The 25,781-nt window shown below is 61.7% G+C and carries 19 protein-coding genes and 2 tRNA genes; 11 read left to right on the top strand and 10 right to left on the bottom strand.

Features of this window, described 5'->3' with window-relative positions; genetic code table 11:
- Window positions 1–17: 17 nt before the first annotated feature.
- The 6 genes from ML539_RS05135 (at window position 18) to ML539_RS05160 (ending at window position 7,670) form a co-directional block, all read left to right on the top strand.
- Window positions 18–1,547 (top strand): class I SAM-dependent DNA methyltransferase, encoded by a 1,530-nt coding sequence (locus ML539_RS05135; protein WP_243321288.1) that lies wholly within the window; start codon window positions 18–20, stop codon window positions 1,545–1,547.
- Complete coding sequence (locus ML539_RS05140) at window positions 1,544–3,244, top strand: restriction endonuclease subunit S (RefSeq protein ID WP_243321290.1); 1,701 nt, start codon at window positions 1,544–1,546, stop codon at window positions 3,242–3,244. Before ML539_RS05135 ends, ML539_RS05140 begins: the two co-directional genes overlap by 4 nt.
- Before the next feature lie 56 nt (window positions 3,245–3,300).
- Window positions 3,301–4,944 (top strand): hypothetical protein, encoded by a 1,644-nt coding sequence (locus tag ML539_RS05145; RefSeq protein ID WP_243321293.1) that lies wholly within the window; start codon window positions 3,301–3,303, stop codon window positions 4,942–4,944.
- A 22-nt stretch (window positions 4,945–4,966) separates the two neighbouring features.
- Window positions 4,967–6,085 carry an endonuclease NucS domain-containing protein gene (locus ML539_RS05150; protein WP_243321295.1) on the top strand — a complete coding sequence of 373 codons (1,119 nt, stop codon included), beginning with the start codon at window positions 4,967–4,969 and terminating at the stop codon, window positions 6,083–6,085.
- Between the two features lie 9 nt (window positions 6,086–6,094).
- A complete protein-coding gene (locus ML539_RS05155) occupies window positions 6,095–6,802 on the top strand; it encodes a hypothetical protein (protein WP_243321297.1) in 708 nt (235 codons plus the stop codon).
- 544 nt (window positions 6,803–7,346) lie between these two features.
- Entirely contained in the window at window positions 7,347–7,670 is a 324-nt protein-coding gene (locus tag ML539_RS05160; RefSeq protein WP_243321300.1) for a hypothetical protein, read from the top strand.
- A 287-nt stretch (window positions 7,671–7,957) separates the two neighbouring features.
- On the opposite strand, the gene ML539_RS05165 is transcribed toward ML539_RS05160, so the two are convergent.
- A complete protein-coding gene (locus ML539_RS05165) occupies window positions 7,958–8,446 on the bottom strand; it encodes a hypothetical protein (protein WP_243321302.1) in 489 nt (162 codons plus the stop codon).
- Here ML539_RS05165 and ML539_RS05170 point away from each other — a divergent pair.
- Window positions 8,445–9,128 (top strand): hypothetical protein, encoded by a 684-nt coding sequence (locus ML539_RS05170; protein WP_243321304.1) that lies wholly within the window; start codon window positions 8,445–8,447, stop codon window positions 9,126–9,128. The two genes, ML539_RS05165 and ML539_RS05170, sit on opposite strands and share 2 nt — an antisense overlap.
- A 53-nt stretch (window positions 9,129–9,181) precedes the next feature.
- Window positions 9,182–9,577, top strand: coding sequence for a hypothetical protein (locus ML539_RS05175; RefSeq protein ID WP_243321306.1), 396 nt, complete (start codon window positions 9,182–9,184; stop codon window positions 9,575–9,577).
- A gap of 571 nt (window positions 9,578–10,148) precedes the next feature.
- On the opposite strand, the gene ML539_RS05180 is transcribed toward ML539_RS05175, so the two are convergent.
- From ML539_RS05180 to ML539_RS05215, 8 genes are all read right to left on the bottom strand, one after another.
- A complete protein-coding gene (locus ML539_RS05180) occupies window positions 10,149–12,521 on the bottom strand; it encodes a hypothetical protein (RefSeq protein ID WP_243321308.1) in 2,373 nt (790 codons plus the stop codon).
- A 79-nt stretch (window positions 12,522–12,600) separates the two neighbouring features.
- Window positions 12,601–12,963 carry a hypothetical protein gene (locus ML539_RS05185; RefSeq protein ID WP_243321309.1) on the bottom strand — a complete coding sequence of 121 codons (363 nt, stop codon included), beginning with the start codon at window positions 12,961–12,963 and terminating at the stop codon, window positions 12,601–12,603.
- A gap of 624 nt (window positions 12,964–13,587) precedes the next feature.
- A tRNA-Met gene (locus ML539_RS05190) sits at window positions 13,588–13,664 on the bottom strand.
- Window positions 13,665–13,700: 36 nt separating this feature from the next.
- The gene (locus ML539_RS05195) at window positions 13,701–14,363 is read right to left on the bottom strand and encodes a lactate utilization protein (protein ID WP_243321312.1); all 663 of its coding nucleotides are present in this window, start codon (window positions 14,361–14,363) and stop codon (window positions 13,701–13,703) included.
- The gene (locus ML539_RS05200; RefSeq protein ID WP_243321314.1) at window positions 14,356–15,789 is read right to left on the bottom strand and encodes a LutB/LldF family L-lactate oxidation iron-sulfur protein; all 1,434 of its coding nucleotides are present in this window, start codon (window positions 15,787–15,789) and stop codon (window positions 14,356–14,358) included. Before ML539_RS05200 ends, ML539_RS05195 begins: the two co-directional genes overlap by 8 nt.
- Window positions 15,779–16,525, bottom strand: a complete 747-nt coding sequence (locus ML539_RS15640) for a (Fe-S)-binding protein (RefSeq protein WP_243321315.1) — start codon at window positions 16,523–16,525, stop codon at window positions 15,779–15,781. The genes ML539_RS05200 and ML539_RS15640 overlap by 11 nt, the downstream gene beginning before the upstream one ends.
- Complete coding sequence (locus tag ML539_RS05210; protein WP_243321317.1) at window positions 16,522–19,377, bottom strand: FAD-binding and (Fe-S)-binding domain-containing protein; 2,856 nt, start codon at window positions 19,375–19,377, stop codon at window positions 16,522–16,524. Before ML539_RS05210 ends, ML539_RS15640 begins: the two co-directional genes overlap by 4 nt.
- Before the next feature lie 95 nt (window positions 19,378–19,472).
- Window positions 19,473–21,230, bottom strand: coding sequence for an L-lactate permease (locus ML539_RS05215; RefSeq protein ID WP_243321319.1), 1,758 nt, complete (start codon window positions 21,228–21,230; stop codon window positions 19,473–19,475).
- Window positions 21,231–21,394: 164 nt separating this feature from the next.
- Between ML539_RS05215 and ML539_RS05220 the strand changes: the two genes are divergently transcribed.
- On the top strand, window positions 21,395–22,111 hold the full coding sequence (locus tag ML539_RS05220; protein ID WP_243293666.1) for a FadR/GntR family transcriptional regulator: 717 nt from the start codon (window positions 21,395–21,397) through the stop codon (window positions 22,109–22,111).
- A gap of 43 nt (window positions 22,112–22,154) precedes the next feature.
- Here the strand turns inward: ML539_RS05220 and ML539_RS05225 are convergent.
- A tRNA-Ile gene (locus ML539_RS05225) sits at window positions 22,155–22,230 on the bottom strand.
- 137 nt (window positions 22,231–22,367) lie between these two features.
- Here ML539_RS05225 and ML539_RS05230 point away from each other — a divergent pair.
- The gene (locus tag ML539_RS05230) at window positions 22,368–23,354 is read left to right on the top strand and encodes a KpsF/GutQ family sugar-phosphate isomerase (RefSeq protein ID WP_243321322.1); all 987 of its coding nucleotides are present in this window, start codon (window positions 22,368–22,370) and stop codon (window positions 23,352–23,354) included.
- 74 nt (window positions 23,355–23,428) lie between these two features.
- A complete protein-coding gene (locus tag ML539_RS05235) occupies window positions 23,429–25,648 on the top strand; it encodes an LptF/LptG family permease (protein ID WP_243321323.1) in 2,220 nt (739 codons plus the stop codon).
- Window positions 25,649–25,781 lie beyond the last annotated feature (133 nt).

A 25,781-nucleotide genomic window follows, 5' to 3' on the forward strand; every position in this document is an offset into this window, starting at 1 on the left:
TTACCCGAAGGAATCCCATGTCTCTCAGCACCACCGTCAAAGCCATCCAGGACATCATGCGCAAAGATGTCGGCGTGGATGGCGATGCCCAGCGCATCGGCCAGCTCGTCTGGCTGTTCTTCCTGAAGATTTGGGATGACCGGGAGCAGGAACAGGAACTTGTCGAACCCGGCTTCCAGAGCCCCCTGGTGAACGTCCGCTGGCAGGAAGGGGAAGACACTCGCACGGCCAAGGACCTCCGCTGGCGATCCTGGGCGGCGAATCCCGAAGGGATCACCGGGGACGGCCTGCTGGACTTCGCCAACAACACTCTGTTCCCGGCCCTGAAGGGCCTGGAGGTGGGGCCCAAGGTCGAGGGGGACAGTGCCGCGGCCCGACAGGCGGACCTGCTGCGCCGGCGCCGCCAACTCATCCGCAGCGTCTTCGAGGACGCCTACCAGTACATGAAGAACGGCACCCTGCTGCGCCAGGTCATCAACCGGGTGCAGTCGGACATCGATTTCAACGATTCCCGGAACCGGCACCTCTTCGGGGAGATTTACGAAAGTCTGCTACGCGACCTCCAGAGTGCTGGCAACGCGGGCGAGTACTACACGCCCAGGGCTGTCACCGAATTCGCCGTGAATCGGATCAACCCCAAGCTGGGTGAAACTATCCTGGATCCTGCCTGCGGCACCGGTGGCTTCCTGGCCTGCGCCATCGAGCACCTCCGCAAGCAAGCCAAGACCCCCGACCAGGAGCGCCAGATCCAGGCCAACATCCGTGGCGTGGAGAAGAAGCCTCTGCCGCACCTGCTCTGCACCACCAACATGATCGTGCACGGCATCGAGATCCCCACCCAGATCCGTCACGACAACACCCTCAGCCGCCCCCTGCGGGAATACGGCCCCAAGGATCGGGTGGACATCATCCTCACCAACCCGCCCTTCGGCGGCATGGAGGAGGATGGCATCGAGCTGAACTTCCCCAGCGGCTACCGCACCCGGGAAACCGCCGACCTCTTCCTGGTGCTCATCATGACCCTGCTGAAGGACACCGGCCGGGCGGCCGTGGTGCTGCCGGATGGCACCCTCTTCGGCGAGGGCATCAAGACCCGCATCAAGGAAGACCTGCTCACCACCTGCAACCTGCACACCATCGTGCGGTTCCCCAAGGGGGTCTTCGCGCCCTACACCAGCATCCAGACCAACCTGCTCTTCTTCACCAAGGGCGAGCCCACCAAGGATGTCTGGTACTACGAGCACCCCTACCCCGAAGGCTACAAGTCCTACTCCAAGACGAAGCCCATGCGCTTCGAGGAGTTCGCCCCCGAGATCGCCTGGTGGGACAAGCGCGTCGAGCATGAGCGCGCCTGGCGGGTGTCGGTGGAGGACCTCAAGGCACGGAACTACAACCTGGACCTGAAGAACCCCAACGCCCCTCAGGACACCCATGAAGACCCGGATGTGCTGCTGGAGCGCTACACCCAGGCACGGGCTGAGGCTGACCGAATTCGGGGAGAACTGAAAACCGCCCTGGCCGCGTGCCTGCTGCGGGGCGACCAGTGACCCCCCATGACCTGCTGGCGAACTTCGAGACCCTAGCAGAGGCGCCCAATGGCATCCAGCGTTTGAGAGAACTGGTACTGGAACTGGCGGTGCGGGGGAAGCTAGTAGAACAGGACCCTGATGAGGAATCGGCTGAACATTTGGTGAAGCGAATTAAGACCGAGAAGCTGCGGCAAGTGAAAGAAGGGACTCTCAAACGAGTGAAGGCATCGGAACCGATCACCAACTCGGACCTTCCATATGAATTACCTTCAGGCTGGATGTGGACTCGCCTCACTGATGTATTCCTGAAGATCACTGACGGGACACACCATTCACCGCCAAATGGCTCTTCGGGTAACTTCCTATATGTCACGGCGAAAAATATCAAACCCAGCGGGGTAATGCTTTCCGGTGTTACTTACGTCTCCAAGGCGATTCATGATGAGATTTACTCACGATGTAATCCAGAGCCAGGAGATATCCTCTACATCAAAGACGGCGCGACTACTGGCGTAGTGACCGTAAATGACCTCACTGAACCCTTTTCGCTTTTATCAAGCGTTGGTCTCTTAAAGACTCCTGACGGCATTGTTCCTTGGTTTGCTTGTTATGCGATTCGTTCTGGATTCTTCTTTGAACAGCTCCGCGACCAAATGGCTGGAGTCGGGATCCCTCGAGTCACACTCACCAAACTAGAGAGTGCATTGCTTCCTCTCCCACCAACCGGCGAGCAGCGCCGCATAGTCGCTCGCGTGGACGAATTGATGGCCCTGCTGGACCGCCTAGAGGCCAAGCGCCAGGACCGCGAAGCCGCCCGCACCGCCGCCCGCGATTCCGCCCTGGCCGCCCTACGCGAAGCCCCCACCCCCGAAGACGTCGAAACCGCCTGGCTCCGCATTCAGGAACGATTCCAGGAACTCTTCGCGACACACGAGGATGTCGCCCCCCTGCGGCAGGCGATTCTTCAGCTTGCGATTCGTGGAAGGTTGCTGCCCGAGGATGAATCTGCAGAGCCCGCTGCCGTGGCTTTCGCTCGGCTCCGGAACGAGTGGGCGCGTAAATCGAAGGAACGCAAGGCCGGGAAGCCAAGCCCGATTGTTCCGGTCACAGAGACTGAAAGGGCCTTTGCGTTACCACGGTCATGGGAATGGGTTCGATTCGGAGACCTCTTCGATTGCCGCTTGGGCAAGATGCTCGACAAAAGCAAGAACCGTGGAATTCCTCGACCATACCTTCGCAACGCGAATGTGCGATGGGGCTGGTTCGATCTCACCGATCTCTCGATGATGCGCATCGAGGAATCCGAACTGGATGATGTCTCCGTCGTCCGAGGCGACCTTGTATTGTGTGAAGGGGGCGAACCTGGGAGATGTGCGGTATGGGATTCCGAGGATTCGATTGTGATCCAGAAAGCCTGTCACCGAGCTAGGCCCATGGGTGGAATCAATTCAGCCTTCTACATGGTTCACATTCAAGCGGATGCTGGGTCCGGGCGGCTCAGCGGAGCTTTCACTGGTGCCACGATTAGGCACCTCACGGGTCAATCCTTATCCGGCTTTCCCGTTGCACTGCCTCCAGTCGCCGAGCAGGAGCGGATCGTATGCAAGGTGAATGATCTATTAGGCGTTCTGGACCGACTGAGCAAAGGGATGAAATGGGAACTCGAACAATCGAGCGCTTTTTCTGAGGCGGCCGTTCATTATTTGAATTTTTAGGTTTGGATTAAACCAAATTTTCTTCAAAATGATACCAACTAAAAAAGGAAGCCATCATGTCATCAAAGAGCGTCCCTGAAAAATCGCCATTCAAATTTAGGCGAAACGATTCAATTGGGGCTACTGATGCAGATGACGATTCGCTTCTTGAGGATTGCTTCGTTGACACCGGGGTGACCGAGGTCTTAATGGACACACTCGATGCAAAACGGCTCATTGTCGGCAGGACAGGAGCGGGGAAGACCGCTTTGATTAGAAGGATTTCTGAGTCCACGGAACGTTCTATTTATTTACTACCCGATTCACTCGCCTTATCATATATTTCAAATTCAACCATTTTGCGTTATTTGCACTCTCTTGGCGTCAAATTAGATATTTTTTACAAATTGCTATGGAGACATGTATTTGCGATCGAATTAATCAAGCGGCATTTTCACATCATGGACCAACAGTCAAAGGAGACGGTTGTAGATAAAATTAAGGGAATGTTCAGAAACAAAAAACATGACAGGGTTCTTTCGTATCTTGAAAATTGGGGACAATCATTTTGGCTGCAGACAGATTATAGGGTACAGGAAATCACCGAAAAATTGGAACTCGAATTAAAGGCATCCATTCAATCGATGATACCTGGTTTTAAATTTGAATCATCGGCGTCTGGCAAATCCACTGAAGAAGAAAAAATTGAAATTATTCACCGTGCTCAAGAGGTTATCAATAAGGTTCAAATTCAAGAATTAGCCAAAATTATAGAACTAATTGACGACATACTATCGGATCCACAGATTAAATATTATATTTTAATTGATAAATTGGATGAACAGTGGGTGGATGATGGATTAAAGAACTATCTAATTCGTGCATTGATTGAAACGGTTAGGGATTTCAAACGAATTCATAATGCCAAAATTATTATTGCCATTCGCAGAGATTTGTTGGATCGCGTATATCAGCACACAAGGGACTCCGGCTTTCAAGAGGAAAAATATGAATCTTTATACTTGGATCTCGTGTGGAAAAAGGAAGAATTGGAACAGATTCTGGATTCTAGGGTCAATCAACTAATCCGATCCAGATATACAACGGCACGTATCAGTTACCGGGATATTCTTCCCCAGAAGCATCTTGGTAAGAAGGTGATAGATTATATCTGTGAAATTTCCCTGATGAGGCCGCGTGATGTTATAATGTTTTTCAACATATGCATACAGAAGGCAGATGGCCGTTCGACGATAAATACCCAAATTTTGCAAGATGCTGAAGGGGAATATTCTAGAAATCGCCTCCGCTCCCTTGCGGATGAATGGTCGGCCGATTATCCAAATTTACTTACATTTTCCTCCATACTGAAAAATAGGCCTTCGGCATTTCCGGTATCTGAAATTTTTGTAAATCAATGTGAAGATATAGTTTTAGATTTTCTTACGACAATGCCTGATCACAAGGTAGATTGCATTTCGGAGCTAGCGAAGAAATATACGGAAGGAACTATAGATGTATTCCGGTTTAAACGTGAAATTTTGACTATTTTCTATAGAGTTGGTCTGATCGGGTTGAAAATCGACAGTTATGATTCCATCGCGTGGTCAACCATAGGGGCTCGAACCGTATCCGTTAGCGAGATTAACGAGCAGACACGAATATATGTCCACAGGTGCTTCTGGCGTGTATTAGGAATTAGGGAGCCGAACCTCAAGTAGACGCTACAACGGAGCGCATAACATGCCCTTCCAACACACCCTTTACCGCATCGACCAAGGCCTGAAAGCATTGAGTCCCACAAGCCTAGGGAAGGAGGAGCTCCTGGAGGATTTCATCTTCCAGGACGTCAGCATTCTGAATGAGCGATGGCTACTCATTGGCCGCCAAGTTCGGACCGACTATGGGAAGTTCATTGATCTGCTGGCCGTGGACGAGAACGGTTCCCTTGTCGTCATCGAGCTGAAGAAGCACATGACCCCCCGGGAGGTGACCGCCCAGGCCCTGGATTACGCCGCCTGGGTGGAACACCTGGAGCCCCAGCAGATCGCGGAGATCTGGCAGGGCTTCGTGAAGAACTACCGCCCAGAGCTGGGCAGCCAGAGCCTGGACCAGGCCTTCCTGGAGAAGTTCAACACCCGCCTGGACGAAGTGAATCTGAATGAGGAACACCGGATGGTGGTCGTGGCCGCCAAGCTGGACAGCCAGACCGAACGCATCCTGGCCTATCTTGGCGAACGCGGCATCCCCATCAACGCCGTCTTCTTCGAAGTCTTCACCGATGGCGCCGCCCAGTTCCTGAGCCGCGTCTGGTTTCAGGATCCCTTGGAAGCCACGGATCCCCTGGTGGACCCGCCCAAGCCCAAGGAGCGCGGCCCCTGGAACGGGGAGTTCTATGTTTCATTCGGCGTGGACGAGCGCCGCACCTGGGAGGATGCCGTCCAGATCGGGTTCATTTCAGGTGGTGGTGGGCGTTGGTACAGCAACACCCTGAACTACCTGAAGCCAGGTGACCGCGTGTGGGTCAACGTCCCCAAGAAGGGCTATGTGGGCGTGGGCCGGGTGCTAGAACCGGCCGTGAAGGTGACGGACTTCAAGGTGGAACTCCCGGGTGGGGAACTCACGGACCTGGCCAATCCGAATCTGAAACTGGCATCCAAAGGCATGTTCAACAACGCCGAGGACGATGACGCTGCTGAGTACCTGGTGCGCGTGAATTGGGAACACACGGTCCCGCTGACCAAGGCCGTGAAGGAAGTCGGGTTCTTCGGCAACCAGAACACGGTATGCAGGCCCTCGGACCCGAAGTGGGATCACACGGTGGAGCGGCTGAAACAGGTCTGGAACATCAGTCAGCCTTAGGTGATTCCGATGGCCCAATGGTTTGTGGAGATTCTTGGGGACGCATTTGATTTGGAGGAATTCCCGAGTAACTTCCGGTCCGGGGAATGCGTCGTTGTGGAACAGGAAGGCAGAACCTACTTGACCGGCTCGGCATTCCAAGGGATCGAGGATGCCGCCCTGGTGCGGGAACGGGCTGGGCATTTCCTAGAACTCCAGTTTGGTGCCCTTCGGCTTCTGCAATCGAACCTGAAACGACCTCAACTGGGGCACGTAAAGCGCGTACACGAAGATGGAAGGGCGGACGCCTTCGTGTTTCCCGAGGGAGCCCAGTTGCGAATGAAGGGATCCTCGCTCATCTCCACCACGGTGGGCGGCCAGGCGGTGCCACCAGGGATTTCTGTGGCCGACAGCATGGTGCACGGTGCAACAGCTAATCCGCACTTGGAGCGTGCGTTGCGCCTATGGGCTGATCCACAACGCGGCTGGCCGCAGCTTTACGGGGTACTTGAGGAAGTCGAGTATGCCATCGGGCAAACCGTGGACAAGAAAGGATGGGCTTCCGCTTCCCAACGAGGCCGTTTCAAGCAGACCGCCAACAGCGCTGAGGCTGCCGGCTTGAAGGCCAGGCACGGCCTACGAAGAATTGAACCCCCACCAATGCCAATGACGATCTTCGAGGGGACGGAATTCATTCATGCCTTGCTGATGCGTGCCCTTCAGGTCGACGCAGGCTAGACCCATCCAGTGGGATTGGGCCAATTCAACACCTGTATACCCAGGGACCGCGCGCTGCACGCGAAACCGGCCCAGTGGGAATACCTTGCTCGCTGGGAACACCAACCCGGCTTTGAACGTCAACTCGCCGTGAAATCGTTTGGCCGCCGGCGGTGCCAATCTCGAGCCATCGCTACGATGACAAAGTCATCCATGAAGCCCTCGAACAATCTCAAAGTCACGCACTGACTTTCCTGCTGGAACGATCATGAATGGCCTGGGCGTGGTGATCGAGGTTACCTCCATCTCCGATCATTGACTGGGAATCGCCTCAAGCAAGGATGCGTTCTAGTCCATGGCAAGGGGTGAAGGTGTCCGGCGGGATCACGGAGTTCTAGGTCGGGCTTCTGATGCGAATCCCCGCTGAAATCGCGACATCCTCCGTGAAGCCTGGATATTCATGTGGATGAGGACCAGGCTTAAAGGGAAGGTTCATGCGTGGCTTTGATCCTCTTCCTCTTCGCGAGTCCGTCGCGGAGGACGACGACAGGCCCTGGGAGGGACTGTGCCTTGGCATCGCGATCCGGAAGAATGCCGCTGCGTCCAGGTGACCATCACGGCCCGGGTCCGCGATATCCAGGACTGGCGGCGGGATGCGGAGGCCATGGGCATCAGTCTCAGCAAGGCCATCTGGCTTCGCGCCCAGGCAGGGCGGCCCCTTCCATCGGAAGGTCACCTCGCGCTGGCAAAGGCCCTGGGGCCCATCGGGAACAACCTCAACCAGGCAGTCAGGCTCCTCTACCGGGATGGCGCGGTGTCATCCGCCGTCGCTGTAGAGGAGACACTGCGGGTGGTGGCCAGTCTTCAAGAAGAGCTGAGGCGCCTGTGATCGCCGGGGCCCAGAAGGGGAAGGATTTCCGCGGGCTGTTCCACTACCTGTTCTGGGGCAAGGGGGATCAGAAAGACATGCGGGGTTACCTCTTCGGCGGCACGGTGTTGGCCAGCCATCCAGAAGATCTTGTTCATTTCTACGAAGGCCTGCAGCGGCTCCGTCCGGATGTCACGAACCCTGTTCATCACGTCCATGTGTCGTTGCCACCTGGTGAAACTCTGACGCCCCTGCAGTGGTTGGACGTTGCCAGCGACCTTGCCCGTTCCCTTCGATGGGGGCATTACTCAGTGATCGGCCACGAGGACACGGCCTGCGAGCACATTCACATTGTGGGCACGCGGCTTTCCGAAGGGAGGGTGTTCTCGGAACAGCTTCGAGACGTCCGGATCATCATGCGTTGCCTGCGGCGACTGGAGCACCGTTTCAACCTGCGCCGCGTCGAGTCGCCAAAGGCCCCAAGGAACCCTCACGGCCGTGTGCCAAGGCCGAAGCGAGAAACCTGCCGTGAGAAGAAGATGAATCGGGCCGGGAAAACACCTCGAAAGGAACTTCTTCGACAGGCAATCGATCGGGTGATCGACGCGGGTTTTCGGCAGGGGGAGGCGCTGATCGAGATCGCCAGGCTTGGATACGACCCCTTCACCGTCTGGAGGAATGGCGCGCTGGTCGGGATTTCCTTTACGGATGTTGCTACGGGCCGACGCTTCGCAGGAGCGCGGTTGGGGACCGAATACGCAGCCAAACGGTTCTTTGAACGCATAGGAGGCATTCATGGACACGACAACCGCGGTGGATCCACGTTCCGGCCTGATCGGATCGCGCCCTACGATTTCACTCGGGGCTGGCGGCGGAGCCTTCGAGCGGCTGGTATCTTCCACCGGCCTTTGGTCTAGGGACCTCGAACAGGGCTCTGGGCTGGAGATCAGCCCTGGGGCCATTTCTAATCCCATCCCCGTGATGGTGGGAATTGGCGCCAACCTGGAACTGATGGCCCGGTGGAGTGAACTCTGGGAGTGGCTGAAACTTCGCAAGAAGACGCGAGAAGATCAGCAGGCGCGACTGCAGGCCATCGCCGACCTTCTTCGGGAACAGGCCGAAGATCAATACCCGGACCCCAAAATCGTCCTGGAACGGGAGGCGAAACTCCTGGGACTTCGCAAGGCCTGCATCTCTCCCTTCATCAGCGAGGAAGGGCGCCACCTTTTCGCCTGCCAGACGGATATCGGACTGCTCTTCGTGTACGACCACCCGAGCAAGTTCCGGGCCGCGCTCCACTTGAACCCCAGGGTGCCTCTGGTGCGCGCGAGCAACAGTCGTTATTGCAACATGGGCGAAGCCTACGATCTCGTGATCCTGAACTCTGCCGCCCTTCCGCTCCACCAGATCCTTCCCTGGGGTGAGGCGGCCGAATACCACGGCTGGCTTTTCTCCCTCCTGGAGACCCGAACGAAATAGGTGGCTCCCCTTAGCGACCAATCTCGCCAGGCTTGAGACGGGGGGGACTAGCGATGATGGAAGAGCTTCATGATCCTTATGTCATTCGGGACGGCAGCAGTGTTCCATCCCATGCCAGGGAGATCGCGCGTCTGGGCCTCCGGGCACGTCAGCTTCAGGCGGTGCTCGCCCACATCCAATGGGGAGGCCCGCAGGCCTTGAATGGCCGGGGACCCTGCCCAGGGTGTTCGCGCTTTCCGGCTCAGGGGCATCTGGACACCTGTGTGGTGGCCCAAGCCCTGCAGGATCGCGATGCGATGACTTACGCGGAGGACCTCATCCGGCACCTGCGCGACACAGTACGTGCTGACCGGCTTGCGCTGGCAGACCAGGCAAAGGTAATGGACGAAACCCTGCTCAGCATCGAAACCGACCTAGATGAAGTCGTTGGAATTCTCGACTGGATCTGACGGCGTTGCGCATTCCCTCAAAGCCATCTCCAGACGGGTAGCCTGAGGACAGCCCTTGCGGGAGCCGGACGTGGCCCCAGGCTGGCGGGAAGCGCCCAGGCATAGCCCTGGGCGCCCGAGCCGCAGGCGGAGGCGCCAAAGGGCCGAGGGACCCATCCGGCGCAGGCACCGCCGAGCAGGATGGGCAGGACCGACGGCGCAGGGCCAGGGACGGGGAGGGCAGGGGATTCCGGAAGGCGGACCGCACCATCAAGTTGCTGGGGCTCCCAAACGGGTAGCGACTCTGTAGGCTGCCTAAGGCTTCCATGGGAGGCAAAATGGCAGATGCACCAAGGGCCCAAGCCCATGTCAAATTGATGAGGTTCCGGGTTCTACGACACGCCTGGGAATGCGATCCCTTTTGATGGGTCGTTGAATATGCCGATGGACGGCGGGCAATTCTTCTGACGGATCACGGTCGCGAGTTCGAAGCTACTGAGGATGATCTTCATGGCCTTTTGAGGGCCTATGAGCAGGCCTCGAAGGAAATCCAAGCCGCGATGGACCTAGCCTGGCGACCCGACACGAGAGACTAGTGTGAAGGGGCATCAGCCTCGCCTGCCCCATTCCCCCTTTCAGCGGGGAAGCGGTCACCTTCACTTCTGTCATTGATAGGGTCCCGGTAGATTCTGTTGAGCTGAACGGGCAATGCCCGCCAGAAAGAGTCAAACCTTGCCCTACCCTGGTTGGAGGCAGCGTCCCGCAGCGCGAACTGGGCCCATTCCCACCTTGAGGCACCAATTAGGGGTCCCAAGGCCGAGAGCAGGTACTGTGCTGCCTCCAGTGCCGGATCCGGACCAGGTCCAGCGCGATGCGGCAGTTTGGTCGCAACCCACCATTCGGCGAATGCCCGGGCGGCTTCTTCCGTTCGCCAAGCCGAAGGTGCGTTGTGACGCCAGAGGTAGCCGATGAAGAGCCTTGTCGGGTCTACGAAATCAAAGGTTTGCCAATCGGCTAGGACCCCCTTGGTGACCTTTGACCTCATCCAGCCAGCCATGATTGTGATCGAATTGATGGCTTCCAGCATGTGGTGGTGTTTCGCCGCCAAAAGCACAACCGGGCACTGGTCTACCCACCGCAAAAGCGCGTAGACATGACCGGGTGTGATCCTTTCGTCCGCATTGGCCAAGGTTTCACTGACTGTCGTCGCGGACAGGGGAGTGGTTTCTCCAGGGGGGAGATAGCTAGTCAGAAGGACGACAAGTTCCCTAGGCCAGCGGACAGCGAATGGGTAGTTCAGGCGGAGATGATCTATTTGGTCCAGTTCCACCGGATCCAGGGGCCTGCATGCGCCGTTAGAAAGGGCGTACGGTGTTCGGTCCTCGGCCACTTCCCACGGATTCCGGGAAATGCACCCCCCTTGGGAATCGACGGCTTCTTCCGTTGCTGCAGGTTCGACCATTTCGCGGTCTATCTGTTGTTTTATTTCAATTTTATGTGTGTGTATTGAAGTAATCAGGTCGACGACGGTACGCCAACCCCGTAGGAAGCTGACCGCCACGCGCTGCCATCCAACAGTCACCTGCCCGAGGACGGTTCCTAAATAAATCCTTAAATCCTTCTTCTTGAACAAGCGTCCATCTGTTTGTTTAACAGCATTTACGCTAGTGGCCTGGACATGGTCCCGCGCACTAGCGGACATACTCCCGTCAAAGTGGGGACATACTCCCGCCACTTCCGGGGTATGGTTCCGCTGTCCGTCCGGCAGGGTAGGGGGTGGGGGTGTGTTTCCCGGAAGTGTATCGCCTGACGAAGTATGGTCAGGGGGCAGTGCCGCAGGGGGGGCATCACCGTTGTGCCCCTCGTTGAGGGCCGATGAGCGGCCAGTGGGAAAAGCTGTCGCTCGCCTGCAGTGTCTAACGAGGGTCGGTGCCAACACCTTCCTAAAAGGTCCCAGGTCCGTTTGGATCAGGACCTCTTCCGCGGCATTGGAAAGGCGCTGCTTCAGATCTTTGCGGTTTGGGGCGCTCATGGTGGTGGTGGCGGCGCCTAGCAGGGCGGCTTGAAGCCACGGATCCTCCAGGTGCTTGAAGGGGTCCGCCTGCGTTTCATCGACCCCCCTCATGGGACGACTTCTAGCAGCGGCCAGAAGGTGCAGTGTCAGCCGCCTTGCGGGGTCGGACATGTTGTCCGACATCGCCAGAAGGAGTTGGGCAGGTTCGGAGGAATTCGGCTCGATTCGCGCGTGGCGTGCCAGCCGCAGGCGCAACCCCACAGCCTGGGCGATGGCAACTGGTGGGACGCAGATGGCGAAGTCGGAAGATGCCCTATTGGGATCATCCATGGTGCTCAGAATCATGCGAACGTGCGGCAGGCTGATATGGCTGTCCGATTCGGGAAGCAGGGCCCTTTTATAGCGAAGGCCCGCACCGCCGTGGAGGCACCTGACGGCAGCCAGGTGAGCCCATCGATCCACAAGGCGAGGCTGACCGCCACCGCCCGTAGGGGTGATCAGCCGACGGATCTTGCCCGTAGTCGGGATGACGTATTCGGTGCCCGATTCCAGAAGATAAAACAATTCGTCCCAGGGCAGCCCAGCCACGGTAAGGGCGGTGAAGACATTCAACCGGTGTAGGTCTTCCCCGGGGATTACGATGTGGGGATCTGCCGAAATCAGTGCGTGCCACGCACCAGCTACCCGGTACCTCATCTCGTTGTTGATGCTCTCAAAAAGAGCCCCCAATGCCGACAATGGGCTCTGGGCCAGGGATCCCTGTCCACAGGGAATGCCCAACTTTGTGAGGATTTTCGGTGGAACGCCAAAGAACCGAGAGAGGAACGCCCCTGAGAGCAGGGGCCAGACAAGCATCGGCGAAACCTCGAAACCCTTAACGGCCCCCGCTTCCGTGAAGCCAGCAGCGAGGAAAATCTTCTGGATGAGGTTCTTCAGCTTTTCAATGCCCATGCGCCATCCGTTTCATCTGTCTGGTCGTGAGACTGGGGCGGCCACCCACGGTGGATGGCCGCCAATGACCTGGTCGCGTCTAGATCTCGCCGGGCTCGAACATGGGAGGGGTGTAGGGGCGCATCAACTCCTCGAAGATGGGGCCGGTCAGGAGCTTGCCCGGCGTGGTCTCGCATTCGGCCGCGATCCGCCTTGCGGCCTGGGCAATTCCCCCGTGGACGTGCAGGGCGGGTTTCTTCGGGCTCAGCGGGACGACCCCGAGCGAGACGTATCCACCAGGGGGGACCGTGGGCAGCCGGAGGATTTTTGTGACGACGCGTGTCAGCAGCACCGTCGGGTCCAGGGCCTGGGCCTTCTCCTCATGCCGGATCAAGTCCCGGAGGGAGATCGAGCACTGAACGACGAGGGGCTTCGAGGAGATGACCAGCTTGCGGATTGCCATAGATCCTCCTTGGCGCTGAAAGGCGCCTATGTTTGGTGTATGCAGAGCTAACGCTGGCCCCGGTCTCGGTGGAGTCAATCGCTGCCCTGCTGACCTAAGCCTAGCTGCGAAACCACACGGCATGACTTTGTCAAGCGTCTTTTTTTAATTTTTCTTTCTAAGACAGGCCGGCGGATGCCAGAAATGTCTGACGACGCAGATCGGGATTCCCTGGGTAACCGAACGAAATCGACCGCGGATGGAATCTCTCATCCGGTTCCCGATCCTGGCCAAGGCGAGCCTTCTGGAATTCCAGCACGCGTCTGTTTGCTGGTCCTCCCACCTAAACGAATCCATTCACGGCCATAGTCAGGCTGAACGGGTTGCGCCCCAACAGAATTGAACATTCATGAACGCCGGCGTGCCTCCGACTTAGGGCGCAGGATTGCGCCATTCGATTGGCAACCGAGACTTTGGCCAAGCCTAAGGCGTTGCGCTGCAGGGTGGATCGGCATCCCAGACCGGGATAGTACCCCTGAGTAGTACCCATCCTCAGTCCGCGTCGATTTTGGTGCCTGTAAGTGTTGAACACAATAGGCCGCAAAAAAGCCCCGGGATTCAGCATCCACGGGGCTTTCCTGTTGTTGGTGGCTGGAGGCAGACTCGAACTGCCGACCTAGGGATTATGAGACCCTCGCTCTAACCACCTGAGCTACCCAGCCATGAAGGAGCAGTGTAGCGCGAGGGTGGGCTTGCGTCTACGCCAGATCGTCCACGAGCACCACGATGAGGCGCTTGGGGCCGTGGACGCCGTAGGCGAGGGTCTGCTCGATGTCGGCGGTCTTGCTGGGGCCGGAGATCATCAACGCATTGGGGGGCAGGGACCGGCCCCAGCCCAGGGCCTTCACGGCGGACCAAAAGGTGTCGTGGATGGTGGAGGTGCGAAGCAGGGCAATGTGGATGGGCGGCACCAGGGACATGAGCCGCGGCTCGGTGGATCCGGGCATCAGCAGGAGGCCGCCCGTTTCGGCCACGCCGCCCACGGTGCCCGTGAAACCGGCATCCACGCCGTTGAACAGCTCCTCCTTGAAGGCTTCCACGGGGCGGTCATAGGGCTTCAGCGTCGGCCCACCGGCGGGCCAGGCGGCGGCCAGGGCGGCGCCGGCCTCGCTGGCGGGACCGTAGAGCAGGTTCTTGAGGCCCTCGCGCTCGCAGAAGGCGCGGACGACAGCCGGCCAGTCCGCAGGAGTGGCCTCCAGGAACTCCGTGTGGACCGCTTCCATGCCCTTGCGGAGCTGGGCGGGACGCTGGGCCGCGGGCCACTGCCGGCGTTCGAGGACGGCAGTGTCCAGCTCGGGCAGGGGACCGGATTCGCCAGAGGCGCGGAGGCGGCCGAGGATGGCGGTGCGGGGATCACTCATGGGGGACTCCCTCGGCGCGCATGCGCTCGCTTAGCGAACGGCGGGCCGGAACGGGTTTGGTGCGGGATTGGGTCCAGTTCTTGATCAGGGGCGCATTGGCGGGCAGGGCCTTCCCGAAGCGCGTGGCGAACCAGGTGGCCAGCCGGTACAGGCCCGGACGCTTGATCACGCCGGCCCAGAGGCGCCAGGCCCAGTCCTCGGTGGCCGTGCGACCCGTGCCCTTGCCAGCCACCTTCGAGCCCAGGTCCTCGTGGGTCGCTTCCCGGCGCAGGCGCACCAGGATCTCGGGAATGGGGATCTCCACCGGGCAGACCTCGCCGCAGGCGCCGCAGAGGCTCGAACCGTGGATGAGGTCGTGGCGGACGCCCACACCCTCCATCTGCGGCGTAAGGATCTTGCCGATGGGGCCAGGGTAGATGGCCTCGTAGGCGTGGCCGCCCACGCGGGTGTAGACGGGGCAGTGGTTCATGCAGGCGCCGCAGCGGATGCAGCGCAGGGTGGCCCGCAGCTGGGGATCGGCGTAGATCCGCGACCGGCCGTTGTCCAGGATGACCAGGTGGACTTCCTGCGGTCCATCCTTCTCATCCGCGCCGCGGGGGCCGGTGATGAGGTTGAAGTAGGTGCTCACGGCCTGGCCCGTGGCCGACCGGGTGAGGATCGAATAGAGCGGGGCCACGTCCTCGAGCCGTGCCACCACCTTCTCCAGGCCCATGACGGCGATGTGGATGGGCGGCACATGCGTGCTCATGCGGCCGTTTCCTTCGTTCTCCACCAGGCAGAGGGTCCCGGTCTCGGCCACGGCGAAGTTCACGCCGGAAAGGCCGGCGTCGGCCCGAAGGAACTTCTCGCGCAGCACCTTCCGGGCCATGGCGGTGAGTTCGTCCACGTCTTCGGTGTATTTGGCGTCCTTGATCTTCTGGCTGAACTGCCGGGCGATCTGGTCCTTGTTCTTGTGGATGGCGGGCATGATGATGTGGCTCGGCGTCTCGCCGTCCAGCTGGATGATGTACTCACCCAGGTCGGATTCCAGCGCCTCGATGCCGTGCTTCTCCAGGAAGGCATTGAGGTGCATCTCCTCGGAGACCATGCTCTTGCCTTTGACCATGGTCTTGGCGCCGCGGGCCTCGAGCAGCCCGAGGATCAACTCGTTGGCCTGCTCGCAGGTTTCGGCCCAGTGCACCTTGATGCCGTTCTTCGTGCAGCTGGCCTCCAGCTGTTCCAGGAGCTCCGGAAGGCAGAGGAGGCTGCGCGAGCGGATGGCTGTGCTGAGGTCGCGCAGGTCCTGCAGATCCCGCGGATCAGGGAACTGGGCCTTGCGCTTGGTGATGAGGCCGTCCATGGCGCGACGGAAGTTGGCCCGGAGCTGGGGATCCTGCAGGGCCTTGGCGGCGGCATCCCTGAAATGGATTTCGTTCTCAGCGTGCACGGGTGCGCTCCCACAGGAATTCGGCGATGTGCTGGACCTTGAGCCCGCTGCGCTTGGCTTCCAGCGCGCCGTTCACGTTCATCAGGCAGCCGCCGTCCGTGGACAGGACAACGGAGGCCCCCGTGGCGGTGGCATCGGCGATCTTGTCCGCGACCATGGCCCCTGAGACCTCCGGGTGGCGCACGGAGAAGGTGCCGCCGAAGCCGCAGCACTCGTATTCCCGGGCGAGGGGTGCCAGCTCTACGTTCGCAAGCTGGCCGATGAGGGCCTGGGGCTCACCCTTCAGGCCCAGGTCGCGCACGGCATGACAGGAGCTGTGCCAGGTGACCTTCACCGGCTCGCCCAGATCCTTGAGCTTCACGTCCAGCACATCCACCAGGAACTGGGTCAGCTCGTAGACACGGGCGCTGAAGGCGCGGACCTTGGCCTCGTCCGGCTGGCCGTGGAACAGCTCCGGGTAGTGGACCTTCATCATGCCCGCGCAGCTGCCGGAGGGCAGGATGACGGGCAGGTCCTCGGGGAAGAGGGCCACCTGGGTGCGGGCCACGTCCCGGGCCTCCTCGAAGTAGCCGCAGTTGAAGGCGGGCTGGCCGCAGCAGGTCTGGCCGTCGGGGAAGACGACCTCCACGCCAGCCCGGCGAAGGAGCTGGATGCCGGCCATGCCGGCATCGGGGAAGAAGAGGTCCACGAGGCAGGTTCCGTAGAAGTAGACCTTCTTGGGCTTGGTACCGTTCACTTGGAGGCCTCCGGTCGGGTGGCGGATTCGAGAAGGTACAGGAAGCTACGATACACCTGGCCTGTGGAACGGGTCATGCCTACCTCGCAGGTGCGGCTGCTGGCGTAGTAGCCGTCGAAGGCCTGCGCCTTCACCTCCCGCGCCTCGTGCTTGGTGGCCGAGGCCGTCAGCTCCGCGTGGGTGAAGCCGCGGTCTCCGGCGAAGCCGCAGCAGCCGGCATCACGAGGCACAAGCACCTTGTCGGCGCAGGCCTTGGCGACGCCCTCCAGCTTGGGCAGGAGGTTCATCTTGGTGATGGAGCAGACGGGGTGGAGGACCACGGAGTCGACCTTCTTCGTGACGCGCAGGCGGGGCAGCAGCACGTCATGGGCGAAGGAGGGGCTGTCGAGGATCTTCAGCTTGTCGAACTTCGCCTGGTTCTCGGGCGTGAGGTAGCCGCGGCTGGTGAGCACACCGTAGGTGCAGGGGCTGGTGTCCATGACGATGGCCAGGCGGCCCTGCTGGGTCCACTCCCAGAACTTCTCGATGGTGCGGTTGATCGTGTAGCGGTGGGCCTCGTCATAGCCTTTGGAGCTGAAGGGCACGCCGCAGCAGGTCCCTTCCACATCGTAGGGGATGTGGACCGGGTAGCCGGCCCGCTGGGACACCTTCACCAGGGCTTCCACCAGGCTCATCTCCTCGGGCTCACCGGGCAGGTGGCCCATCATGCGGGAGAGGCAGGCGGGGAAGTAGATGGCCTGCGCCCCTTCCAGGGAGGTGGAGGGCAGGGGCGCCTTCGCGGGCTTGGGCATCTCCGGGCTCCACTGGTGGGAGGCGCCGAAGGCCTTCATGGTCCGCGTGATGAAGGGCATGGCCTTGGGACCGAAGATGCTCTGGACCAGGTGGCCCGAGCGGAGCGCCAGGCGCATGGTCGGCTCCACTGTGGCGAAGTGGCGGGCCACGGAGAGGGCGATCTTCTGGGCCCGGCGGCTGTGGCTGGCGCGGCGGAAGCGCTTGGTGAGCTGGCCGGTGTCGATGCCCACGGGGCAGGCCGTGGCGCAGAGGCCGTCGGTGGCGCAGGTTTCCAGCGCCATGTAGGGGAAGGCCTCCTGCAGGGAGGAAAGCAGGGTGGGGTTCTCGCGGTTGCCCTCCAGGCGGGCCATCTCGCGGCGCACGACGATGCGCTGCCGGGGCGTGAGGGTGAGCTCGCGACTGGGGCACTTGGGTTCGCAATAGCCGCACTCGATGCACTTGTCGACTTCCTCCTCCACGCCGGGCATGGGCTTAAGGTTCGACAGGTGGCAGTGGGGATCGGCGTTGAGAATGACCCCGGGGTTCAGGAGCCGCGCAGGATCCACCAGGTCCTTCAGGCGCTCCATGACGGCCTTGGCCTCGGGGCCCCACTCGGCCTCCACGAAGGGCGCCATGTTGCGGCCGGTGCCGTGCTCGGCCTTGAGCGCGCCGTCGTACTTCTTGACCACCAGTTCCACCACGTCGTCGATGAGGGCGGAGTAGCGGTCCACGGCGGCCTGGTCGTTGAAGGACTGGGTGATGACGAAGTGCAGGTTGCCGTCCTTGGCGTGGCCGAAGAGGATGGCCTCGTCATAGCGGTGCTTCGCGAAGAGCTTCGTGAGGTCCACCGCGGCATCCGCCAGCTTCTCGATGGGGAAGGCCACGTCCTCGATGAGCACCGTGGTGCCGCGCTGGCGGACCGCCCCCACGGAGGGGAAGGTGCCCGAGCGGATCTTCCACATGAGGGCCTGCTCCACGGGATCGTGGGTGAAGCGGGCGGGCTCGAGCAGCGTCAGGTGGGCGGCGGCGTCCAGAGCCAAGCGCTCCAGCTCGGCCCGGGCGGACTCGTCCTTGCCCTGGAACTCCACCAGCAGCGCGGCCGCGCCTTCGGGCAGCGTCTTGATGCTGGCGGGCGTGCCGGCCTGGTTCTCCACGGAGCGCAGCGAGGCACGGTCCAGCAGCTCCAGGGCCGCGGCGCCGGCGTCGCGCAGGGGGACAATGGCCGCGCAGGCGGCATGCAGGTCGGGGAAGATCAGGAAGCCCGTCACCTTGACGGGGAGATCGGGGACGGTGTTCAGCACGGCCTCGGCGATGAAGGCCAGGGTGCCCTCGGAACCCACCAGCACATTCCGGAAGATGTCCACGGGCCGGGCAAAGTCGATGAAGGCGTTCAGCGAGTAGCCGGTGGTGTTCTTCATCCGGTACTTGGCCCGGATGCGCTCAGCCAGGGGGCGGTTCGCCTCGATCTCGGCCTTGAGTTTGAGCAGCCCCTCGGCCAGGGCAGGCTCAGCCTCGCGGAAGCGCTGGTCGGCATCGGGCGCGGCCGTGTCGATCACGGTGCCGGAGGGAAGCACGAAGGTCAGGGACTCCAGCGTGTGGTAGGCGTTCTGCACCACGCCGCAGCACATGCCGCTGGAGTTGTTGTTGAGGATGCCGCCCACGGTGCAGGTGTTGATGGAGGCCGGATCGGGGCCCATCTTCGAGCGGTAAGCCCGCAGGGCATGGTTCACGTGGGCGCCGATGACGCCGGGCTGCACCTTCACCTTGGCGCCGCCTTCCAGCACCTGGATGCCTCGCCAGTTGCGGGCCACCTCCACCAGGATGCCGTCCGAGACGGACTGGCCAGAGAGGCTGGTGCCCGCCGCCCGGAACGTCATGGGGGTGCGGGTTTCGTGGCTGACGCGGAACAGGGACTTGACCTCTTCCACGTCGGCCGCGAAGACCACCGCCTTGGGGATGAGGCGGTAGAAGCTCGCGTCGGCGGCGAAGGCGATCAGGTCCACGGGGCGGTCGAGCACGCGGTCCGGCCCGACGATGGAGACGAGGGAATCCCTCAGGGAAGTGGCGGTGGCGGTGCTCATGAGAAACATCCTCTGGTCGGGGTATCGCGGAAAAAGGTCCCGCCGGCCTGCTGGGCGCGGCGGGACCCGGGTCTTACGTCAAGATGCCGCCCGGCCTACTTGGCAGGGGCGGGGGCGGGCAGGGTGGCCGGAGCGGCCGTGGCGGCTGGAGCAGCCGAGGTCACGGCGGCAGGGGCCGGAGGCAGCTGGGGCATCCAGTTGGCGGGCAGGACCTTGGCGTAGAGGAAGATCACGGCGCCGACCATGGCCGCCAGAGCCAGGCTGTGGAAGAACACGTAGCGGAGGATGGTGCCTTCCTCGCCCTGCTGGTTCGTGGCGACGGAGGCCACCACAAGGCTCTGGGCGTCGATCATCTTGCCCATGACGCCGCCCGTGGTGTTGGCCGCGGCGGTGAGGATGGGATTCAGGCCCAGCTGCTGGGCGGTGATCTTCTGGAGGCCGCCGAACAGCACGTTGGAGGAGGTGTCGCTGCCCGTCAGGGCCACGCCCAGCCAGCCCAGCATGGCGCTGAAGAAGGGGAAGAGCACGCCGGTGCTGGCGAAGGCCAGGCCCATGGTGGCGTCCAGGCCCGCCGCCTTGGAGGTGAAGCCCAGGGCCAGCATGGCGGCGATGGTGAGCAGGGAGATCTTCACGCGGGCGACCGTCTTGCCGAAGATCTTGACCAGCTCCACGGGGCCGAACCCGGCCAGCAGGCCGCTGCAGATGCCGGCCAGCAGGAGGCTGGTGCCCGTGAGGGAGAGCCAGTTGAAGGTCCAGACGGCGGGCTCCTTGTGGACCTTGGCCACGACGGGGGGAGCCTTCTGGACGTTGTTGTGGAGCAGGGGGATCTCGAAGTTCTTGACGGTGTAGCCGGCGAGGAAGTTCGGCTTGTCCTTGGGGCCGCCGTTGAGGAAGGTCTTCACCTGCGGGGTGCCCCAGGCGAACACGAACAGGGACAGGAACACCCAGGGCATCCAGGCCTTCACGACCTTGCCGGTGTTGTGGCTCGGGCCGGACTCGTGGGCCTCCTCGCGCTCGTGCTCATAGCGCCAGATGGTCTTGGGCTGCCACACCTTGAGGAACAGGACCAGGGCGACCATGGAAACGATGGCGCCGATGATGTCCACCAGCCAGGGACCGTGGAAGTTGCTCACCAGGAACTGCGTGATGGCGAAGCTGCCGCCTGCCACGAGGCAGGCCGGCCAGACTTCCATCATCGCCTTGCGGCCCGCCATGGTCCAAATGATCCAGAAGGGCACGATGAGGGAGAAGATGGGCAGGATGCGGCCCGCGGCGGCGCTCAGCATCTCGAGCGGCAGGCCGGTCACGCCGGCGAGGGCCAGGAGCGGGCTGCCCAGGGCACCGTAGGCCACGGGGGCCGTGTTGCCGATGAGCGCGATACCCGCGGCCTGGAGGGGACGGAAGCCCAGGCCGATCAGCATGGCGGCCGAGATTGCCACGGGCGTTCCGAAGCCGGCCGCGCCTTCAATGAAGGCGCCGAAGCTGAAAGCGATCAGCAGGGCCTGGATGCGGCGGTCCGCCGCCAGACCGGCAATGGAGTGCTTCACCACCTCGAAATCGCCGGACTTCACCGTGATGTCGTAGATGAAGATGGCGTTGAGCACGATCCAGCCGATGGGCAGCAGGCCATAGAGAGCGCCGTGCACCGCGGCCATGCCCGCCATGCCGGCCGGCATCCTGTAGACGAGGACGGCCACCACGTAACAGGTGACCAGGCCCAGGATGGCTGAATAGTGGGCCTTCACGTGCTTGGCGAGGAAGCCCAGCAACACGAAGACTGGCAACGCGGCCACCAGTGCGGAGAGAAAGATATTCCCCGCTACCGGGGAATAGACTTGGGTCCAGGGGGTCATGAAGCCTCCAGGGATAGGGGGGGTAGGAGATGAAAAGGTAGAGTTTTGGAAAAGAGCCTGGCTGAAGCCTACAATGGGTCTAGTGGTCAGACCATACGCAAGAATCCGGTTTTTGGTCACATTTCGCATCTCATTCGCTTTTCGTCACTTAGGATGTTATGAGTATGGAACTTACCCCGATCAAGACCAAACGCCTCTACGAAGAGATCGTGGACCAGATCAAGCACCTCATCGCCGAGGGGAAGCTGAAGCCTGGCGACAAGCTGCTCGCCGAGCGGGACCTCGCCGACCGGTTCCAGGTCAGCCGGGCCTCGGTGCGCGAGGCCATCCGGACGCTGGAGATGCTCGGCATCATCGACATCCGGCCCGGCGAGGGCACCTTCGTCCGGGGCACTGAGACCGACGACATCATCCGCCCCTTGGCCATGTTCCTGGCGGTGGAGCGCAACTCACTCCTGGACATGTTCGAGATGCGCCGGATCTTCGAGACCGCCACGGCCAGCCTGGCCGCTCAGCGGGCCACGTTCGAAGAGCTCGACCAGATCGAGTCCATGCTGGCGAACATGCGGGAGCGGCTCAACCTCCAGGATTCGGAGAAGGGCGAGGAGTTCGACGCCGCCTTCCACTACGCGGTGGCCGAGGCCACTCACAACAGCCTCCTGACCAAGCTCTTCAAGACGGTGTCGGAGGAGTTCGCCAAGGCCAACTCCGTGGCGCGCCGCCAGCTGTACCAGGACAACGTCCAGAACGCGCAGAGGATCATCGACCAGCACTCGGAGATCCTGCAGGCCATCCGTTCGGGCTCGCCCCAGAAGGCCTCGGAAGCCATGCTGGCGCACCTGAACTTCGCGGAAGGCGAATTGCGGAAGTGGATCGTCTGAGCCCGACGCCGCCTGCGCGAGCCGCGAGAGCGGCCCGCGCAGATGGTGGCCCCGGTGGGGTTCGAACCCACGACCAAGCGGTTATGAGCCGCCAGCTCTGACCGCTGAGCTACAGGGCCGGGGCCAGTGTAGCAAACGCGGAGACAGCCCATCGGCGGCATCGGCCGCGAAGGGAAGGGGCGCGGGCCGGGACATGAGGATGGAGAATGACTGGTAGCATGAACCCTTTGTTCACCATGCCATCGGAGCCGGAACCGTGAAGGATCAGAATCACGCGACAGGGGCCCAGGAAGCCGGACAGGCGGTGCTTGAGGCCGCTCAGGCCGCCCTCAAGGAATTGCGGGATACCTGGGATCCCGTCCAGGTGGATGACTGGTGCGGCAGCGTGTTGTCCCGCTCTGGCCGGGTGGTGCTCACCGGCATGGGCAAGTCCGGGCTCGTCGCCCAAAAGGTTGCCGCCACCCTGGCCTCCACGGGATGCCCGAGCCTGTTCCTGCATCCGGCAGAAGCCCTGCACGGAGATCTCGGGATGGTGACCCGCGAGGATTCTGTGCTGGCCCTGTCCAACAGCGGGGAGAGCGAAGAACTCGTCCGGCTGCTGCCAAGCCTCCTCCGCCTGGGCACCCCGCTGGCGGCCATCACCGCCCGTCCCGAAAGCAGCCTGGGGCAGGCAGCGCATTGGACCTTCTGCTACCGGCTCCCTCAGGGTGAGGGATGCCCTCTGGATCTGGCCCCCATGGCCAGCACGACCCTCCAGCTGATCTGGGGAGACCTCCTGGCCGCCAGCCTCATGTCCCGTCGAGGATTCACCCGGGACAGCTTCGCCTTGAATCATCCCGCTGGAAGTTTGGGAGCGAAGCTCATGAAGGTTAAGGCCTTGATGCATACAACCTGGCCGATGGTCCCGGCCTCGTCCGGGTTGACCGAGGTGCTGCGGGCCATGACGGGAGGACGATTGGGGATGGCCAGCGTGATGGAGGGCCCAAAGCTCCTGGGTGTCATCACCGATGGGGACATCCGCCGCGCCCTGGAGGGAGCGGAGAAGGGAGGAAGGAACCCGCTCGACCTCCAGGCCGAGCAGATGATGAGCCGGACTCCCGCGATGATCGGGGAGGACGCGCTGGCCCTGGAAGCCGCCAGTGACATGGAGGCCCGGAAGATCACCTTCCTCATGGTGGGGAAGCCAGATCGCCCTGTCGGCCTCATCCACATCCATGACCTCTTGACAGCAAAGGTCTTGTGAGTTCCATCCCCGGTTTCCAGGTTGGTTCCAAGGTTACATAATATACATTATCGAAAGCTAAATCTGGACCTCGAGTGCCTTCCGTTCTGACCCGATACATCCTGCGCCGCTGGGCGACCCCCTTCCTGGGGGCGCTGTTCTTCTATGGGTTCCTCCTGGTCTCGTGGGAGATGATCGCCATCTCGCGGGAGATCTTCTCCCAGGGCGCCCCCCTGCGCTGGATGTTCCCGCTTCTCCTTCTGTCCCTGCCGGAAACCTTCTCCATGGTTCTCCCCATGGCGGCCGTGCTCGGGGGGCTGCTGGGGACGCAGCAGATGATGGAGGGATCCGAACTCGTTGCGGCTCAAGGGCTCGGCGCGGGGCGCCGAACCTGGTCCTTCCCCTGGCTGATCATGGCCTGCGGCCTCCTGGTGCTGGCTTCCGTCAACGCCCACGTCCTGGTGCCGGTCTCGGCGGGCCTCCAACAGACCCTGCGCCAGAAGATGTCCGAGGAGGCCAAGGCCAGGTTCCTTCGCCCCGGGAGCCCCCCCTGGCACCCCCCGGGTTCCCCGGATACCGCCATCTGGGTCTCGGAGAACGGCCAGATCCATCTGATGGAATCAACGCCTCAGGGCACACAGCACATGACCGCGTCCCGGATGACCTACGCCCTGGAGAACACGCTGTCGGGGGGCTCGGAAATCCGGCTCCACCTGTCTGACCTCCAGGGAGTGCTGTTCCAGTCGTCCGGGGACGGCAGTGTCATCCATCTGCGGCAAGAACAACAGATCCTCCGGTTCGCCATACCCTCGGGCCCTCGTCTCCTCGCTCCGGTGCCGCTGAGGTACGAGTCCTCCAGGGCCCTGATGCAGATCCACCGGGACACTGCGGTTCCGGACACCCAGCGCCAGCAGTCGGCCCTGGAGCTCAGTCGCCGACTCACCCTCCCGGTGGCCGGGATTGCCCTGCTGCTCATGGGCATCGCCTTGGGTTTCAGCCATCCGAGGTTCTACCGAGGGGGGGCCGTCCTCAAGAGCCTGGGCGTGATCCTCGTCTACTACTTGTTGATGAAATATTTTGAAAACATGATCTTGAGCGGGAAAGTTAAATCGATATATCCGACCCTGCTCCTGCCCTTCCTCTTTCTTGGCGCTGGCTGGCTGATCCTCAGCCATCGGCTTTCACCTCACCGGACCCGCCGGGGCATCCTCTCCCGATGGCTTCGTCCGCTCACCCGCGCCCTGCACCTGACTCCCTTGCATGCGCGCTGGTCGGCCGCAAAAACCTCAATCCTCCGCTGGATCCACGGCCAGGGGACGCGGCGCGGCATTTTTCGGCACTGGTCTACGTTGGCCTGGTGGCGCAACTGGGGGTTGACCCTGGGGAGCCTCCTGGCGCTGGACCTCCTCATCGAGTTCTCGAACCTTGCTGGAGACCTGTCGAAGAACAACATCCATCTATTTGTCTTCATTAAATACTGGGTGTGGAATCTTCCACCATTCCTGGAGGTTGCCTTCCCCATCTCCTTCCTCCTGAGCAGCATGCTCGCCCTCTCTGAAGCCGCGCTCAACCGGGAATGGCTGGCCATCCGCGCGGGTGGGGTCAGCCTGCTCCAGTGGATCTGGGCCAGTCGGTTCGCCTGGGGTGCGGTGGTCCTCGCCACCTTCCTCCTCCAGGCGGGCCTGGCGCCGCTGGCCAGGACCCAGGCCCGGGCCCTGTATCAGCAGATCCTGCAGCGGCCACGGGGATCTTCCTCATCCACGCCGTGGATGTACCTCGGCTCCACAGGAGTCCTGTGGCACCTGGCGCCGGAGACCCGATGGGGTTTCCCCCTGAAGGCTCCGGGCGAGGCCCCCATCCTCCTTCGGTGGCAGCCCGGCGCCGAACGGTCGGAAGCTCTGGCTTGGGGGGGAGCCCATCTGGTGGCTGGCCCGGCCACCCAGGACCTCTTCCCGGACCGGGCCCTCCGGACGGCTCCTTCCGCAGCCGAGGCCTCGACCCTCGACCTGATCCAATGGCAGCGGTGGGCGCCGGATCCCGAGCGCTCGTACTTGCTGTGGAGCCGCCTCCTGGGCTGGCTGGCTGGGCCATTGCTCGTCCTGGCCATGCTCTCCTATACCTTCCCGGGCCCCCGTGGGGGTCGCGGCCAGGCCATCGGGGCCGGACTGGTCAGTGGGCTCGTCTTCTTCGGCCTCCAGACGCTGTTCGGAGGCGCGGCCCGAGCCTCCGAAATGCCCGCCTATTGGGGGATCCTCGCCCCCTATCTCCTCCTGGGCGCCGGCGCCCTGCTCCGCGTGTCGAAGCTGCGGACCTGACGCTTCTTAGGGCCGGTTGATGCTTTTGAGAGCCGGTCTCATGGACGAGGTCCCGCGGGGGATGCGAGAATGGGAAAATGCATTCCACGCTTTTCCTAGTGGCGTGCTTGTTTTCTGCTGCTGAATTCGAAAG

The sequence above is a fragment of the Geothrix sp. SG200 genome (genome assembly GCF_022808935.1).
Classification (GTDB): domain Bacteria; phylum Acidobacteriota; class Holophagae; order Holophagales; family Holophagaceae; genus Geothrix; species Geothrix alkalitolerans.